Below are 15167 nucleotides of genomic sequence, written 5' to 3'. Positions count from 1 at the left end.
CTGTCGGTCGCCTGCACGAGCCGGGCGTCCAAGGAGGGGGTTCCATGGTTGTTCTCATCGTTCTGGCGGCGGCGGTCGCCGTCTTGGCGGTCGTCCTCGTGGCGAACGCCGCCCGACTCAAGCCAACGCCCGTGCTCGATCCGCTGCCGCCGTCCGCGGCGGCGGGCGATGACGCTGCGGTCGAGCGCTTCCGCGCTTTGCTGCGCATCCCCACGGTGTGGGACCTGCGCAACCCCGATGCCGACCGCACGGCCTTCGACGGGTTCGTGCCCGCGCTGCGCCGGCTGTACCCGGCCGTGTTCGAAGCCTGCGAGCTGGAGCTGATCGACGGCCGCGGCATCTCGCTTCTGTGGAAGGGCGCCAACCGCGAGCTCGCGCCCATCGTGCTCATGGCACATCACGACGTGGTGGACGCGGACCCCGTCGGCTGGACGCACGACCCGTTCGCAGCGGACATCGACGACGGCCGCATCTACGCGCGCGGCGCGGTGGACACGAAGTGCGTGTGGGCCGGCCTCATGGAGGCTGCCGAGCGCCTGATAGCCGAGGGGTTCACGCCCCCACGCGACGTGTACTTCTTCTCGTCGAACACCGAGGAGGACGGCGGCGACACGGCGCCCCACATGGTGGAGCACCTGCAGCGCATCGGGCGCGTGCCGTACATGGTGGTTGACGAGGGCGGCGCGGTCATCGACAACCCGCCGCTCGGCGTGGACATCCCGTTCGCCGTGGTGGGCGTGTCCGAGAAGGGCGTGTTCAACGCGAGCATAACCACGAACGCCGACGGCGGCCATGCGGCCACGCCCACGCTCCAGGACGCCACGGCGAAGCTCGTGTCGGGGCTGGACGCGCTGCAGAAGAACCCGCCGCGCGCGGCGCTGTCGGCCCCGGTGGCGGCCATGCTGCGGGAGTTGGCCTCGCACGGCAGCTTCGCGCTGCGCATCGTGTTCGGCAACCTCTGGCTCTTCCGCCCCCTGGTGGTGCGCATCATGAAGGGCAACCCCGAGACGGCCGCCATGGTGCGCACCACCTACGCGCTCACGCAGCTCGCGGGGGCGCCGGCCCACAACATCATCCCCAAGCAGGCCAAGGCCACGGTGAACGTGCGCGTGGACCCCGGCGAGGACGTGGCGGCGGCCCTCGCGCGCATCGAGGAGCGCTTCGACGGCCGCACGGAGTTCTCGACCTTCGAGGTGAGCGAGCCGTCGCCCGTGTCGCCGTTCGAGGGCGACGCCGCCTTCGACTACCTGCGCCGCGCGATAAACGCCGTGTACCCCGAGGCCGGTATCGCGCCCTACGTGCAGTCCAGCTGCAGCGACGCGCGCCACTTCGCGCGCGTCTGCCCGCGCACGTACCGCTTCGCCGGCTTCCTGTTCAAGGGCGACCAGCGCGCCCGCATCCACGGCCAGGACGAGAACCTGGACGTGGACAGCTTCAAGCGCGGGGTGGGGTTCTACGTGGAGTTCATACGGCATCTCGACCAGTTGGGGAAATGAGGAACCATGGCCGATCAGGGGCGTAAGCAGGGGAAGTTCTTCTACGGGTGGTGGATCGTCATCGGCGGCCTGCTGATCATGGCCACCTGCTACACGGTGTTCGTGAACTGCATCCCGCTGTTCCAGACGCACATCGTGGAGGACCTGGGCCTCACGGTGGGGCAGTTCAACACGGGCGTGTCCATCACCACCGTGGTGGCGGTGTTCGCGTCGCTTGTCATCGGCAAGCTCACGGACAAGTGCTCCGCGCGGGTGCTGGGGGCGGTCACGGTGCTCACGAGCTCGGTGGTGCTCGTGGGATTGTCGCAGATCACCGCCGTGTGGCAGCTGTACGCGCTGTGCGTGGTGGCGGGCATGGTGGTGGTGGCCGGCACGCGCCTTCTGGTGTCGGTGATCATCTCGAACTGGTTCACGCTGAAGCGCGGGCTGGCCGTGTCCATCGCGCTTTCGGGGTCGGGCATCGGCGGCGTGATACTCTCGCCGGCCACGAGCGCGATGATCGAGGCGTCCGGCTGGCGCGCGGCGTTCCTGCTGCTGGCCGTGGTGTGCCTCGTGGCGGCCCTGCCGCTGGCGGTGGCGGCGTTCCGCACGCGCCCGAGCGAGAAGGGCCTCGAGCCCTACGGTGCCGGGCAGATCGAGCAAACGAAGGCCGACCGCTCGCCCGACGAGCCGGTCACGGTGGCGGTGGGGTGGAAGGCGCTGCGCCGGAGCGCCGCGTTCTGGCTGCTGGTCGTGGGCTTCGTTGCCATGGGCATCACGAACGGGTGCATCATCACGAACTCCATCGCCAACATGACGAGCGTGACCGTGGGCGGCACCGAGGTGGTGACCGGCGGGCACTCCACGCTGTGGGCGGGTTCCGTGTGGTCGTTCTACCTGGCCGTGGTCATCGTGGCGAAGGTGGCGCTCGGGGCCATCTACGACCGCTGGGGCATGCGCATGGGCACCATCCTGGGCACGGTCACGTCGGTTTTGGCCGGCGTCATGCTGCTGTTTCCCGCGACGGACTGGGGCCCCATCCTGGCCTGCCTGTTCTTCGGGTTCGCCACGTGCATGGGCACGGTGGCGCCGCCCATCATGGTGGTGAAGGAGTACGGCAAGAAGGATCTGGGCACGGTTACGGGCATCGTGACGGCGTTCGAGCTGTTGGGAGCGGCCGTGGGCGCGGTGGTGTCGGGCGTGATGTTCGACGCGTACCTGTCGTTCGCGCCGGTGTGGATCATGGTGATCGCGGCGAGCGTGGTCATGGGGCTCGCGCTGCTGGCGTCCATCCCCGCCGCGCGCCGGCTGGTGGAGCGTCGCCGGGCCGAGGGCGCGCCCGAGCTGGACGCGGAGGGCTTCGAGATCGCGGCGTAGAGGGCGTCCTGCGGAGAAAGCGCCGGCTGCGGCTGCGCTGCGGGCCTGGCCGCGAGGCGCGGGTTGGAGGGGGACGGATGGCCGTCCCCCTCCTCTCGTTTTGCGGCAGGTGCTCGCGTGCGTCCTAAAGGTTTCGCAACGGCCGGGGTGACAGGGCGCCTTGCGCGGCGCATATGCGGTAAGATGGGCGGGACCGTACGACGATAGCCGGAAGGGGGCGACGGGCTGCCATGGACGAGGGAAACCGTGCCGAGGACGAGGCCGCGCACGCTGCTGCAGCGGGCGCGGACGACGGGGCCCGCCCGTCTCCGGACGCCCTCATGCGGTTTTCCGAAGCCGTGCGCGGGTGGTTCCTCGACGCGTTTCCGGCGGGCGCCACGCCCGTGCAGGAGCAGGCGTGGGAGGCGGTGGAAGACGGCGAGAACGCGCTCGTCATCGCGCCCACCGGCTCGGGCAAGACGCTGGCCGCGTTCCTGTTCGCGCTCGACGCGCTCATGCGCGAGAAGGCACGCCCCGCTTCCGCGAGGCCGCCGCGTGGCGTGCGCGCGCTGTACGTGTCGCCGCTCAAGGCGCTCGGGGCGGACGTGGAGCGCAACTTGCAGGCACCGCTCGCGGGCATCGCGCAGCGGCTCGCCGCCGAAGGCGCCCCCGCGCCGCCGGTGCGCACGGGCATGCGCACCGGCGACACCACGCCCGACCAGCGCCGGGCCATCCAGCGCAACCCGCCGGACATCCTCATCACCACGCCTGAGTCGCTCTACCTCATGCTCACGTCCAAGGCGCGCGAGGTGCTGCGCGGCGTGGAGACCGTCATCGTGGACGAGGTGCACGCGCTCGCGGGCAACAAGCGCGGCGCACACCTGGCGCTTAGCCTGGAGCGGCTGGACGACCTGCTGGAACGCCCGGCGCAGCGCATCGGGCTCTCGGCCACGGTGCGGCCGGCGGACGAGGTGGCGCGCTTCCTGGGCGGGCCGCACCCTGTGCGCGTCATCGCGGCAGCGGGAAGGCCGGACCTGGACGTGCGCGTGGTGGTGCCCGTGCGCGACATGACGGCCATCCCGGCCTTTCCCGGCGCCGACGCCGATGCGCCGCGCGCCGGCCGGGGCGGCGGGCCGCGCCGCGCGCCAGCCGAGGAGGCGTGGAAGTCCGACCGGGCGCTGCGCTCGCTCATGGCCGGCGACAAGCCCCGGGGAGCCACGCCCGACAGCCGAACGGGCACCTCGTCCATCTGGCCGCTCATCGAGGCGTCCATCTTGGACGAGGTGCTGGCGCACCGCACCACCATCGTGTTCGTGAACTCGCGCGGGCTGTGCGAGAAGCTCACGGCGCGGCTGAACGAGCTGTACGCGAAGCGCGAGGGCCTCATGGCGCCCGGCGGCCAGGCGGACGGCGGACCGTCGTCGCACCTGCGCTCGGACCTGGGGTCCACGAGCGAGCTGGCGCAGGGCGCGCCCGAGATCATCGCGAAGGCCCACCACGGCTCGGTGTCGAAGGAGAAGCGCCTGCAGGTGGAGCGCGAGCTGAAGGCCGGCGAGCTGCCCTGCGTGGTGGCCACGTCCTCGCTCGAGCTGGGTATCGACATGGGATCGATCGACCTCGTGCTGCAGGTGGCCGCGCCCCCGTCGGTGGCGAGCGGCCTGCAGCGCATCGGGCGCGCGAACCACCAGGTGGGCGGGCGGTCGACGGGCTCCATCTACCCGCGCACGCGCACGGAGGTCATCGACGCGGCCGTGGTGGCCGAGGGCATGCGCGCCGGCGCCATCGAGGCCACCGCGCTCGTGCGCAACCCGCTGGACGTGCTGGCGCAGCAGACGGTGGCCGCCGTGGCCATGGGAGGCGCCACCGCCGACGGCTGGTACGCCACGGTACGGCGGGCGGCCCCGTTCTCGGAGCTGCCGCGCCGCGCGTTCGACGGGGTGCTGGACATGCTGTCCGGACGCTACGCCTCGGCCGACCTGGCCGAGTTCGCGCCGCGCATCGTATGGGACCGCGAGAGCGGGGAGCTCTCGCCGCGCCCCGCCGCCCAGCGGCTGGCCGTGACGGCGGCGGGCACGATCCCCGACCGCGGCATGTTCTCGGTGGTGCTGCCCGAGGGCGACGGCAACGAGGGCCGGCGCCGCGTGGGCGAGCTGGACGAGGAGATGGTGTACGAGTCGCGCGTGGGCGACATCATCGCGCTGGGCACCAGCTCGTGGCGCATAAGCGAGATCACGCGCGACCGCGTGATCGTGGAGCCCGCGCCGGGCCGCTCCGCGCGCCTGCCGTTCTGGCATGGCGAGGGCGTGGGCCGTCCCGCCGAGACCGGGCGTGCGCGCGGGGCGTTCTTGCGCGCCGTGGCCGCGGGCATGGACGACGGGGCCGCTGCCGGCGCGGACCTGCTCGCCGATGCGGCCTCGGGCCTCGACCCCGCCCTGCGCGAGCGGTTGGCGGCCGCGGGCCTCGACGAGGACGCGCAGGGCAACCTGGCCGCGCTCGTGCGCGCGCAGCGCGAGGCCACCGGCGTCGTGCCCGACGACCGGACGCTCGTGGTGGAGCGCTGCGAGGACGAGACGGGCGACTGGCGCGTCATGCTGCACTCGCCCTACGGCCGCCGCGTGCACGAGCCGTGGGCCATGGCGGTGCAGGACCGCGTGGAGCGCACGCTCGGCTTCGACCCGCAGGCCATGGCCGCCGACGACGGCATCCTGCTGCGCGTTCCCATGACCGAGACGCGCCTGCCGGGAGCGGAGCTGTTCGCCTTCGACCCCGACGAGCTCGTGCGCATCGTGCGCGACCGGGTGGACAAGACGGCGCTCTTCGCCGCGCGTTTCCGCGAGTGCGCGGCGCGCGCCCTGCTCATGTCGCCCACCCGTCCGGGCAAGCGGGCGCCCTTGTGGCAGCAGCGCCTCAAGGCGGGGCAGCTGCTGGAGGCGGCGCGCGGCGAGCGCGATTTCCCGATACTACTGGAGACGGCGCGCGAGTGCCTGCAGGACGTGTACGACCTGGACGCGCTCCACGAGCTCATGGAGGGGCTTGCGGCGGGCACCGTGCGCATGGTGGAGGCGCAGACGAGCATCCCGTCGCCCTTTGCCGGTCCGCTCCTGTTCGGCTACGTGGGCGAGCACCTGTACCAGGGCGACCTGCCGCACGCGGAGCGCCAGGCGTCGCTGCTGTCGCTGGACCCGGCGCTCTTGGGCGAGCTCTTGGGCTCGGCCGATCTGGGCGAGCTGTTGGACCCGCAGGTGGTGGCCCAGGTGGAGGCCCAGCTGCAGCGTGTGGCCCCCGACCGCCGCGCCCGCGGCGTGGAGGGCGCGGCCGACCTGCTGCGCGTGCTGGGCCCGCTCGCGGCGGAAGAGGCGGCCGCGCGGCTGGAGGCGCTGGGAGGACCGCCCGGGTCCGGTCTGGAAGACTGCGATGCCGAGGCAGCCGCCTCCGCGCCTTCCCGTCCCGCCACCCCTGCCGAGGCCTGCGCCCTGCTGGAAAAGCTGCGCGACGCGAAGCGCGCCTTCCCGGCCGTGATCGGCGGCGTGGAGCGCTGGGCGGCCGTGGAGGATGCGGGGCGCCTGCGCGAGGCGCTGGGCACGGCCGTGCCCACCTGGGTTCCCGCGGCGTTCCTCGAGGTGCCGGACGCGGGCGACGGCCCGGGCCCGCTCGACGGCCTCGTCGCGCGCTACGCCCGCACGCACGGCCCGTTCGCGGAGGCGGAGGTGGCAACGCGCCTCGGCATCGGGCCGTCGGTGGCGCGCGAGAGCCTGCGCCGCCTGGCCGCAGCCGGCAAGATCGTGCAGGGCCGGTTCGGCTGCGCGGACGGCCCGGAGCCCGCGGGTGTCGGGGCCGCGGCCGGGGGCACGGGGGCCGAGCGCACCTGGGTGGCGGCGGAGGTGTTCCGCCGCCTGCGGTCGCGCTCGCTCGCGAAGGCGCGCGCCGCCGTGCGCGCGGTGCCTGCGAGCGCCTACGCGCGCTATGTGCTGGATCTGCAGGGCGTGGGCGCGGGCGGGGGAACGCTCGAGGGGGCGGAAGGGGTTGCCCAGGTCATCTCCCAGTTCGAGGGCGTGTTTCTGCCGGCAGCGGCCTGGGAGGGCCACGTGTTCCCCAGCCGGGTGCGCGACTTTCGGCCGTCGATGCTCGACGAGCTCGTCGCCGCGGGCGAGGTGGTGTGGGCGGGGGCCGCCGCGAGGACGGCGCCCCGCCGGCGGACGGGGGCCCGCGGGCGCGCAAGGCGGGAAAGGCTGCCGCGGCGCCCGCGCTCGTGGCGTTCTACCCTACGGACTCGCCGCTCGCGCCCGTGCAGGCCGATGCCGTGCAGGTGGGGGCGGAGGACGTGGAGCCGGCCGTGAGCCCGTCGGTGGAGGAGGCCGTCGTGGAGGCGCTCGCCAGCGGCTACGGGCTGTTCTTCCGCCAGATAGCCGATGCGGTGCGGCGCCGGATGGAGCCCGAGCGCGTCGACGAGGCGTCCATCGCCGCGGCGCTGCAGGAGCTGGTGTGGAGCGGGCGCGCCACGAACGACACGTTCGCCCCGGTACGCGCGGCCGAGGCGGCGGCTTCGGGCACGCGTCCGCGTCCCGTGCCGAAGCGCCGCGCGAGCAGCCGGCGCTCGCGCTACCGTGGCGCCGCAGCCGGCGGGCTGCGGGCCGAGGCCGCGGAGCGCGTCTCCGTCGCGGGCATCGGCCCTGCGGGCGCGGCGCTCTCGGGCCGTTGGTCGCTGCTCGCGCCGTCGCCGGAGAACGATACCGTGCGCGCCGTGGCGCTGGTGGAGTCGATCCTCGACCGCTACGGCGTGCTCGCGCGCGACGTTGCCCTGCTCTCCGGCGTGTCCGGCGGCCTGGGCACCCTCATGCCGGTGCTGCGGTCGATGGAGGATGCCGGCGACCTTCTGCGCGGCATGTTCGTGAAAGGCCTCGGCCCGGCGCAGTTCGCCGCCCGCGAGACGGTGGACCTGCTGCGCACCTATGCGGCCGAGGACGATGCGCGCGAACCCCGGTTCGGTGACGAGGGGTGCGTGGTGCTGGCGGCCGACGATCCCGCGAGCCTGTTCGGGGCCGGCCTGCCATGGCCGCCCCTCTCGGGCGGCGACGCACCCTCCGCGGCGCGCCCCTCGCGCCGGCCGGGAAGCCTCGTGGTCGTGCGCGACGGCATGCCGGTACTCTACGCGGCGGCGGGCCTGCGCTCCGTGCTGGCCTTCACCGCGGACGAGGCGGCGCTCGAAGAGGCCGCCCGCGCCCTCGTCGCCCACGCGGCGCGTGCGGTGCGGCGCGACGGGGCGGAGGGCTCCCGCAAGAAGGTGGTGGTGGAGTCGTTCAACGGCCGGCCCGTGCTGGACACGCCGTTCGCCGACGTCCTCCAGCGGGCGGGCCTCGTCCGCCTGCCCGACGGCATGCGCCTCTACGTGGACCCGTTCGCGCGGGGAGCGCAGTGACCGGTGCCGATGCGCGCGCCCGCAGCCCAAGGTCCGCGCAGTTGTAGCCGAAGGAGCCGCGAAGGCGGTTCGAGAAGGCCGGGGCCGCAGCGCCCCGGGCCCGGAAAGGAGGGCCGACATGCCCGTCCCGGTGTTCGTCAACGCCTACCGATGCGCCTACGAGCTGCGCGAGCGCGCCCTGCGCGCCGCCGACGCAGGTCTGTACGACGCAGCGGCGTTCTATATGAGGAAGATCATCGAGGTCGTTGCCGACTCGTTCATCGAACGGTACCAAGAGATCGGTCGCGGTGCCGAGTTCGAGTGCTTCTGCCGGCGGAACAACCGCTCGACGTACTCGCTGAACGAGAAGGTCGACTTCCTGTGCAGCCAGGAGAACATTCCCGCGGCATCCAGGGACGCTTACGACGCCGTGCGCACATACGGCAACGCGGCGGTTCACAAGACGGACTTCCGCGAGGACCCGCGCCAGCACGCCGAGCTTATGCGCCGCCTGGACGCAGAGCTCACGAGCTTCTACCGCATGGCCATGGGCGACTAGCGCGGCGCCCGGCGGACGGGGGCGTGCCGAGCACCCTGCCGCGCCGATGCCGCATGGTTTCGCCACGAGCCTGCCGCCTGCGCATACGCGGATGTTGGGGAGCCGGTGAGAACGTTTCATGGCCGACCGGTAGCAATTGGGTGGAAAACGCCGCCGCCGCGCGCTGGTGCGGTATGTTCGGATGGGGCGAGGGCCCCGTATGGACACGAGGCGAACAGGAGGTTGCGGCATGGCGCGAGATGCGGGCGGCGGGAAGGCGAAGAGGAGCAGGCTGTTCGATGACTTGTCGATCGCGCAGGTCGTTGCCGGTGCGCTGGCAGCCGTCACCTCCATGCTGCTGGCCTCGCAGATAGGCATCTACGGCTCTGTGATAGGCGTTGGCGTGGGCTCCGTTGTGTCGGCGGTGGCATCGCAGCTGTACAAGAAGTTCTTCACCGCGTCGGCCGAGAAGCTGCGCGAGCTGAAGCCGGGCGAGACCGGCTACGTGCCTCCCGCAAAGGGCGCCTCGGACGATGCGGAGGCGGAAGCGCCGGACCCGTCGGGACGGACCGCCGCCCGGCATGCCGCCGGATCGGCGGGGGCCACGGCAACCCTCCCGCAGGCGGAGAAGACCGCGCGCCTCTCGCCGCAGGAACCTGCCGGGCCGTATGAGGCGGCGCGGCGCTCGCGCACGCCGCGCGCCGACGACGCCGGCCTGCGCGAAGACCCCACGGTGCAGCGGGCGCGCGAGCGACGCGAGCACAAGAAGAAGCTGCAGCGACGCGTGGTGGCGGTGTCCATCGCGTCCGCCATCGTGGCTGTGGCGCTGTCCGCCCTCGTCATCGACCTCGTCACCACCGGGCAGGGCGTGGGCGCGAAGCCGCAGCCACTCATCTCCTCGTCGTCGCAGGCCCAGAAGCAGGACTCCTCGGGAAGCGGGGATGCTTCGAACGAGGGGGAGGACAAGGGGACGTCTTCGGGCTCGAGCGATCCCTCTGCGACGGACCCGTCGAAGGACGCGGCGCCGAACGGGTCCTCGGGCTTGTCGGGCGGCAACTCGTCGTCGGGCGGAGACCAGGGATCTTCGGACGGCTCGGGATCTTCGGGATCATCGGGATCGGGCTCGTCGGGTTCGTCGGGCGACTCCTCGGGTTCGTCGGGCTCGTCGGACGGCTCCGGCAGCGGCAGCACGGGGGGTGGCAGCGGATCGGGCGGCAGCGGGCAGTCCGGCAGCGGCTCGCACGATTCCGCCTCGCAGCCGAATTCGGGCGGCTCGCCCTCCAGTTCGACCCAAGGCTCGGCGACCCAAAGCTCGGGCGGCGCCGCGGTTGCCGTAACCCGGTGAGCGGCGGGAACGAGGGCGCCCTGCGCGAGAGGTCGCGGCGGGGGCGCCCCTGCCCGGGTTCGCCCGCTGCCTAAAGGTACCTCTCGCGCAGGTACGCCAGGCACTCGTCGTTTCCGTTGACGAGCTGCTGGCCGTCCCACAGGTAGGGGATGAGGTCCGCGTTGCCGCCCAGCTCGAGGAGCTCCTGGTAGGGGGCTTCCTGCTCCACGTCGCGCTTGTCGAGCTCTATGCCGTGCTCGTCGGCGAAGTGGGTCAGGACCGAGCAGGTGGGGCACGGGGCCCAGTAGTACAGAATCGGCTTCTCCATGGTGGCGTTTCCTCTCGTCTCTCATCGCATTCGGCGACGCCGCGGTATCTCATTTCCTGGGAGAGCCCGCGGCACGGCTATAATACTCCCATGGGCACCCTGACGGTCAACATATCCGACGTCGCGCTCGTCATCGAGGGCGGCGGCATGCGCGCCAGCTACACGGCGGGGGCCGTGGTCACGCTGCTGGAGCGCCAGCTGCATTTCGGGCGCGTGTACGGCATCTCCGCCGGCTCGAGCCACGCGGTGAACTACGTGTCGCGCGACATCGCGCGCACGAAGGCGTCGTTCGTCGACCTCGTGCGCGACCCGCGCTTCGGCGGCGTGGGCAGCTTCCTGCGCGGGCATGGCTACTTCAACGCGCCGTATCTGTACGAGGGCGTTGCCGAGGAGCTGGCGGGAACGGACGCCGTGATGGCGTTCGATTTCGACACGTTCGCGGCCAGCGACGCCGACGTGCACATCGAGGGCTTCGACTGGGACACCGGTGAGACGGTGGCTTGGACGAAGGCCGATTGCCCCACGCTGCGCGATATGATGCTGCGCGTGCGGGCCAGCTCCACCATGCCCCTGTTCATGCCGCCCACGGTAATCAATGGGCGCACGTTCATGGACGGCGGCCTGGGCGAGAGCCGGGGCATCCTGCTGGACGCCGCGCGCCGCGACGGGTTCGAGCGGTTCCTCGTCATCCGCTCGCAGCCGCGCGGCTATCGCAAGAAGCCGCCGCGGCCGGCTGCGCAGGCGCTGTTCCGCGCTGCCTTCCGGGCCCATCCGCAGGTGGCCGAGCGCACCATCGGGCGCTGGCAGCCCTACAACGCCCTCTGCGACGAGGTCGACCGCCTGGAGCGCGAGGGCGCCGCCTGCGTGTTCCACCCCGACGAGATGCCGGTATCGAACCGGGAGACGGACCACGCGAAGCTGTCCCGCGCCTACGACCAGGGCTACGCCCAGGCCCAACGCGAGGCCGACGCCTGGGAAACGTGGCTGCAGCGCGGCTGAGGCGCTGCGGGAAAGGAGGAGGCGGAGCGGTGCAGCTGGGCATCACCATACCGTTGCAGCGGCATCTGCGGCTTGCGCGGCCGCCTTACGGCGAGCCGGAGGAGCCGCTCTTCTGCTGGGAGGCGCACCGTGCGGCGCTCGGCGGGGCCGACGTGCTGCTGCTGGCGAACGCGCGCAACCGGTTCGCGGCCTTCGCGTGCATGCAGCCGGGGGATTGGCGCGATTGGGAGGCCGTCGCGCTCGCGGCGTTGCACGCCTCGCTTGCAGCCTGCGGGTTCGACGAGGACGCGATCGGGGCGTACCGGTTCCTCGCCGGCGCACCCGAGGTCACGCGCACGCACGGCCGGCGTCCCGTCGCGTTCATGAACGTGCTGGTGGACAAGCTGCTGGCGCTCCCGCTTGCGCTCGACGCGGCGGGCGATCCGTTCCCGGCGGAGCTGTGCCGCCTGGCGAACGAGCGGATGCCCTGCAAGGCGGCCGGCTTCGAGGGCCTTGGCCTGCCCGCCGGACGCTTTGCCGCCGACCTCGCGCGTTTGGGGTTAGGCGCTTCCGATCGCGCCTGAAGCTAAATCTTCGAGCGAAAGGCACGCCCCACGTTGCTGAAGCATATTTTTCGCTCGAAGATGCGCCTGCGGCTTTGCGGGTGCTCGGCGGTCGCTCGTGCTACCATGGTCGCCGACAGAAAGGAAGCGCATGACGGCAACCGGCGACACCGCCACCTCGAAACTCGAACTGATCATGGGACGCGACGGCCTTGCGCGCCTCGCGGACTCCACCGTCATGGTGCTCGGCGTGGGCGGCGTGGGCTCGAACTGCGTGGAGGCGCTTGCGCGCGGCGGGGTGGGGCGCCTGATCGTGGTGGACCACGACGTGGTGCAGGCGAGCAACATCAACCGCCAGTCCATCGCGTTCACGAGCACCATCGGCCGCAAGAAGGTGGACGTGGCGCGCGCCATGGTGGCCGATATCAACCCCGCGGCGCAGGTGGAGGCGATCGACGAGTTCCTGCTGGCCGAGAACGTGCCGACGTTCCTCGACGCGCACGCCGGCGGGGCGGACTACGTGGTGGATGCCATCGACACGATATCGGCGAAGCTCGCCATCGCGCAGTACGCCGACGAGCGCGGGCTGCGCCTGATCAGCAGCATGGGCGCGGCGAACAAGCTGCGCCCCGAGTGCTTCCGCGTGGCGGACGTGTACGACACGGTGAACTGCCCGCTCTGCCGCATCATGCGCAAGGAGGGCCGCAAGCGCGGCATCCGGAGCCTGCGCGTGCTGTACTCGTGCGAGCAGCCGGTGGACGTGCCCGTGCGCGAGGGCGCCGCGCGCCGCGAGCGGTCGAACCTCGGCACGGCGTCGTACGTGCCGCCCATCATGGGCCAGATGATCGCCGGCGAGGTGATCTGCGCGCTGGCGGGGATCGGGCGCGCATGAGGCATCGCCTGTTCGATATGCACTGCCATCTGGACTTCGACGCCGATCCCCGTGCGCTTGCGGACGGGTTGGCGGCGTGCGGAACGGGCGCGTTCTCGACGACCGTGACGCCTGCGGGCTTCGACCGGGCCGCGCGGCTGCTCGCGCCGTGCCCCAACGTGTGCGTGGGGGCGGGGCTGCATCCCTGGTGGGTGGAAGAAGGGCCGGCGGGCGAGGCGGCCGTCGAGCGCGCCGTTGCGAACGCGGCCGCGTCGCGCTACGTGGGCGAGGTGGGGCTCGACTTCGGCCTCAAGCACGTGGCGACGCGCGGGGCCCAGGTGGCGGCGTTCGACCGTATCGCCGCAGCCTGCGCGGCGGAGGGCGGCAAGGTGCTCTCGATCCACGCCGTGCGCTCCGCGGGAACCGTGCTCGACGTCCTCGAGCGCTACGGCGTCCTCGTCGGCAGCGCCTGCATCCTCCACTGGTTCTCCGGCACGTCCGACGAGCTGCAGCGCGCCGCGAAGCTCGGCTGCTTCTTCTCCGTGGGCCCGCACATGCTGGCCTCGAAGCGCGGCCGCGCCTACGCGCAGGCCATCCCACGAGACCGCCTGCTGCTGGAAACCGACGAGCCGCCCGAGGCCGGCCCGGTCGTGCCAGCGGGGGAGTTCGCCCGCCTGCTGGAAGGCGCCCTCGACGAGATCGCCCGCCTGCGCCGCGAGGACCCCGAAGCCCTTGCGGAGCGCATCGCGCACACGAGCCGCGACCTGCTCGGCCGGTAGCCGCCCGTGCGCCTGCCCGTGCTGCGCGGCGGCGCGCCATGCACGCACGCCGTCCTCCGCCCGTTATCCCTGCCTACTAACACGCCGGCCACAGCGGCGTGACGGCCGGCCGCGTCCGCAGCCGCCTTTACCTGCCTGCCCCTATAGTAAAAGCCAAAAGGCCTCGAGGACGGGAGGAGCCATGGAGCTCGGGTCGCTGCCGGAATGGTTTACGGCGTGCGCGGAGGTGCTGGCCGTGTGCACGGCGCTGTTCCTGCCGCAGTACCGGGCGTACCGCGATAGGAGGGAGAGCCTTGCGCGCATGCGGCGCGTGACGAAGGGCATGCTGGCGGACCTCGTCGACGAGCGGCAGGCCCGCCCTTCGGCCGACCCTGATCAGCTGGAAAGCGCCCAGGAGCTCGAGCTGTACCTGCGCGTGTCGTTCTTCGTGCTGAGCGACGCGCGCGAGATAGCGCTGCGCGGCCAGGTGGAGCGCCTGTACCGCCGCCTCATGGGCCCGGCGCCCGACCTCGCCGCGCTCCGCCGCGACGTCGCAGCGCTGTGAGGCGCGCAGGCACCGTTCCGGCGGCGGGAAGGAGGGAGGGCGGCCCGATGGAGAGCACGGTGCGCGATGTTGCGCTCATCTTCGAGGGCGGCGGGATGTGGAACTCGTACTCGGCCGGGGCTCTCACGGTCATGTTGGAGAACGGGCTGTTCTTCGACGACGTGTACGGACTCTCCGCGGGCGCGACGAACGCGATCGACTACCTGTCGCGCGACGTGCGGCGGGCGGAGGCGTCGTTCACCGCATCGCTCGACGACCTGGCGTTCCGCTGGTGGATCGCGCCGTTCGCGGGCGCGGACGGCGTGCGCGCGGCCCTGCACGGCCACGCGCTCGCACGTCCCGGGTACGCGCTTCCGTTCGACTTCGCGGCTTTCCAGGCGAACCCGGCGCGCGCCACGCTGCAGGCCATCGACCGCGACAGCGGCGCCACGGCGTACTTCACGCGCGCGGACTTCCCCGACGAGCACGCGCTCATGGAGCACGTGCGGGCCTCCACGAGCTACCCTGTCATCCTGCCGCCCACCTGGATAGGCGGCCGGGCGCTGTACGACGGGGGCATCGGCGACGGCGCCGGCATCATGTTGCCGCGCGCGGAGGCCGACGGGCTGCGCCGCTTCTTCGTCGTGTGCACGCGCCCTCGCGGCTTCCGGCGCCGGACGCGCCGCAAACGCCTCTACGACGTGTTCTTCTGGAGGCGTCCCGCCATGCGCGCGGCCCTGGACACCTGGGCGCGCCGTTACAACGCCGAGCTCGACCGCCTTGCGCGCCTGGAGGCGGAGGGCCGTGCCTACGTGTTCTACGCGAACGGCCAGGGAGTGGCCAACACCGAGCGCGACCGGGCGAGGCTCCAGGCGAACTTCCGGCGCGGCCGCGCGCAGGCCCAGGCGGAGCTGCCCGCCTGGGAGCGCTTCCTGGGGAGGTAAGCACGCCCCGCACGGCAAGAAAAGTCGAGCGCCCGCGGGCCTTCTGCGGTTTCATACGTACCCGGACGAACGAAGGAACCGGAGAAGGAGGAG

The 15167-nt window shown here is 72.3% G+C and carries 13 protein-coding genes; 12 read left to right on the top strand and 1 reads right to left on the bottom strand.

Translation table 11 applies throughout. The annotated features are described in order from the left end of the window. Positions 1-44 precede the first annotated feature (44 nt). The 6 genes from C1877_RS08160 (at position 45) to C1877_RS08140 (ending at position 10109) form a co-directional block, all read left to right on the top strand. Positions 45-1496 (top strand): M20/M25/M40 family metallo-hydrolase, encoded by a 1452-nt coding sequence (locus C1877_RS08160; protein ID WP_114568913.1) that lies wholly within the window; start codon positions 45-47, stop codon positions 1494-1496. A gap of 6 nt (positions 1497-1502) precedes the next feature. Further along, positions 1503-2852, top strand: a complete 1350-nt coding sequence (locus C1877_RS08155) for an MFS transporter (RefSeq protein ID WP_015539736.1) — start codon at positions 1503-1505, stop codon at positions 2850-2852. 230 nt (positions 2853-3082) lie between these two features. Further along, positions 3083-7168: a DEAD/DEAH box helicase gene (locus C1877_RS08150; protein WP_114568912.1), complete on the top strand. Its 4086-nt coding sequence runs from the start codon at positions 3083-3085 to the stop codon at positions 7166-7168. Next, positions 7081-8247 carry an Lhr family helicase gene (locus C1877_RS15710; RefSeq protein ID WP_147274534.1) on the top strand — a complete coding sequence of 389 codons (1167 nt, stop codon included), beginning with the start codon at positions 7081-7083 and terminating at the stop codon, positions 8245-8247. The genes C1877_RS08150 and C1877_RS15710 overlap by 88 nt, the downstream gene beginning before the upstream one ends. A gap of 118 nt (positions 8248-8365) precedes the next feature. Beyond that, a complete protein-coding gene (locus tag C1877_RS08145) occupies positions 8366-8785 on the top strand; it encodes a DUF4145 domain-containing protein (RefSeq protein ID WP_114568911.1) in 420 nt (139 codons plus the stop codon). A 229-nt stretch (positions 8786-9014) separates the two neighbouring features. After that, positions 9015-10109: a hypothetical protein gene (locus C1877_RS08140; protein ID WP_114568910.1), complete on the top strand. Its 1095-nt coding sequence runs from the start codon at positions 9015-9017 to the stop codon at positions 10107-10109. 70 nt (positions 10110-10179) lie between these two features. Here C1877_RS08140 and C1877_RS08135 read toward each other — a convergent pair whose 3' ends face one another. Then, positions 10180-10416, bottom strand: coding sequence for a thioredoxin domain-containing protein (locus tag C1877_RS08135; RefSeq protein WP_015538898.1), 237 nt, complete (start codon positions 10414-10416; stop codon positions 10180-10182). Positions 10417-10506: 90 nt separating this feature from the next. Here C1877_RS08135 and C1877_RS08130 point away from each other — a divergent pair, with 90 nt between their 5' ends. The 6 genes from C1877_RS08130 (at position 10507) to C1877_RS08105 (ending at position 15074) form a co-directional block, all read left to right on the top strand. Next, the gene (locus tag C1877_RS08130; RefSeq protein ID WP_114568909.1) at positions 10507-11415 is read left to right on the top strand and encodes a patatin-like phospholipase family protein; all 909 of its coding nucleotides are present in this window, start codon (positions 10507-10509) and stop codon (positions 11413-11415) included. A 29-nt stretch (positions 11416-11444) separates the two neighbouring features. Beyond that, entirely contained in the window at positions 11445-11978 is a 534-nt protein-coding gene (locus tag C1877_RS08125) for a DUF6933 domain-containing protein (protein WP_114568908.1), read from the top strand. A 130-nt stretch (positions 11979-12108) separates the two neighbouring features. Further along, positions 12109-12849: a tRNA threonylcarbamoyladenosine dehydratase gene (locus C1877_RS08120; RefSeq protein WP_015538899.1), complete on the top strand. Its 741-nt coding sequence runs from the start codon at positions 12109-12111 to the stop codon at positions 12847-12849. Continuing rightward, positions 12846-13607, top strand: coding sequence for a TatD family hydrolase (locus tag C1877_RS08115; RefSeq protein WP_114568907.1), 762 nt, complete (start codon positions 12846-12848; stop codon positions 13605-13607). Before C1877_RS08120 ends, C1877_RS08115 begins: the two co-directional genes overlap by 4 nt. A 181-nt stretch (positions 13608-13788) precedes the next feature. After that, positions 13789-14151, top strand: a complete 363-nt coding sequence (locus C1877_RS08110) for a transcriptional regulator (RefSeq protein ID WP_114568906.1) — start codon at positions 13789-13791, stop codon at positions 14149-14151. A gap of 47 nt (positions 14152-14198) precedes the next feature. Beyond that, positions 14199-15074: a patatin-like phospholipase family protein gene (locus tag C1877_RS08105; RefSeq protein WP_114568905.1), complete on the top strand. Its 876-nt coding sequence runs from the start codon at positions 14199-14201 to the stop codon at positions 15072-15074. The last annotated feature ends 93 nt before the right edge of the window (positions 15075-15167 follow it).

It is taken from the genome of Gordonibacter pamelaeae (genome assembly GCF_003340385.1).
In the GTDB taxonomy this organism is placed as follows: domain Bacteria; phylum Actinomycetota; class Coriobacteriia; order Coriobacteriales; family Eggerthellaceae; genus Gordonibacter; species Gordonibacter pamelaeae.
This window is presented reverse-complemented; position numbering and strand designations above follow the sequence as displayed.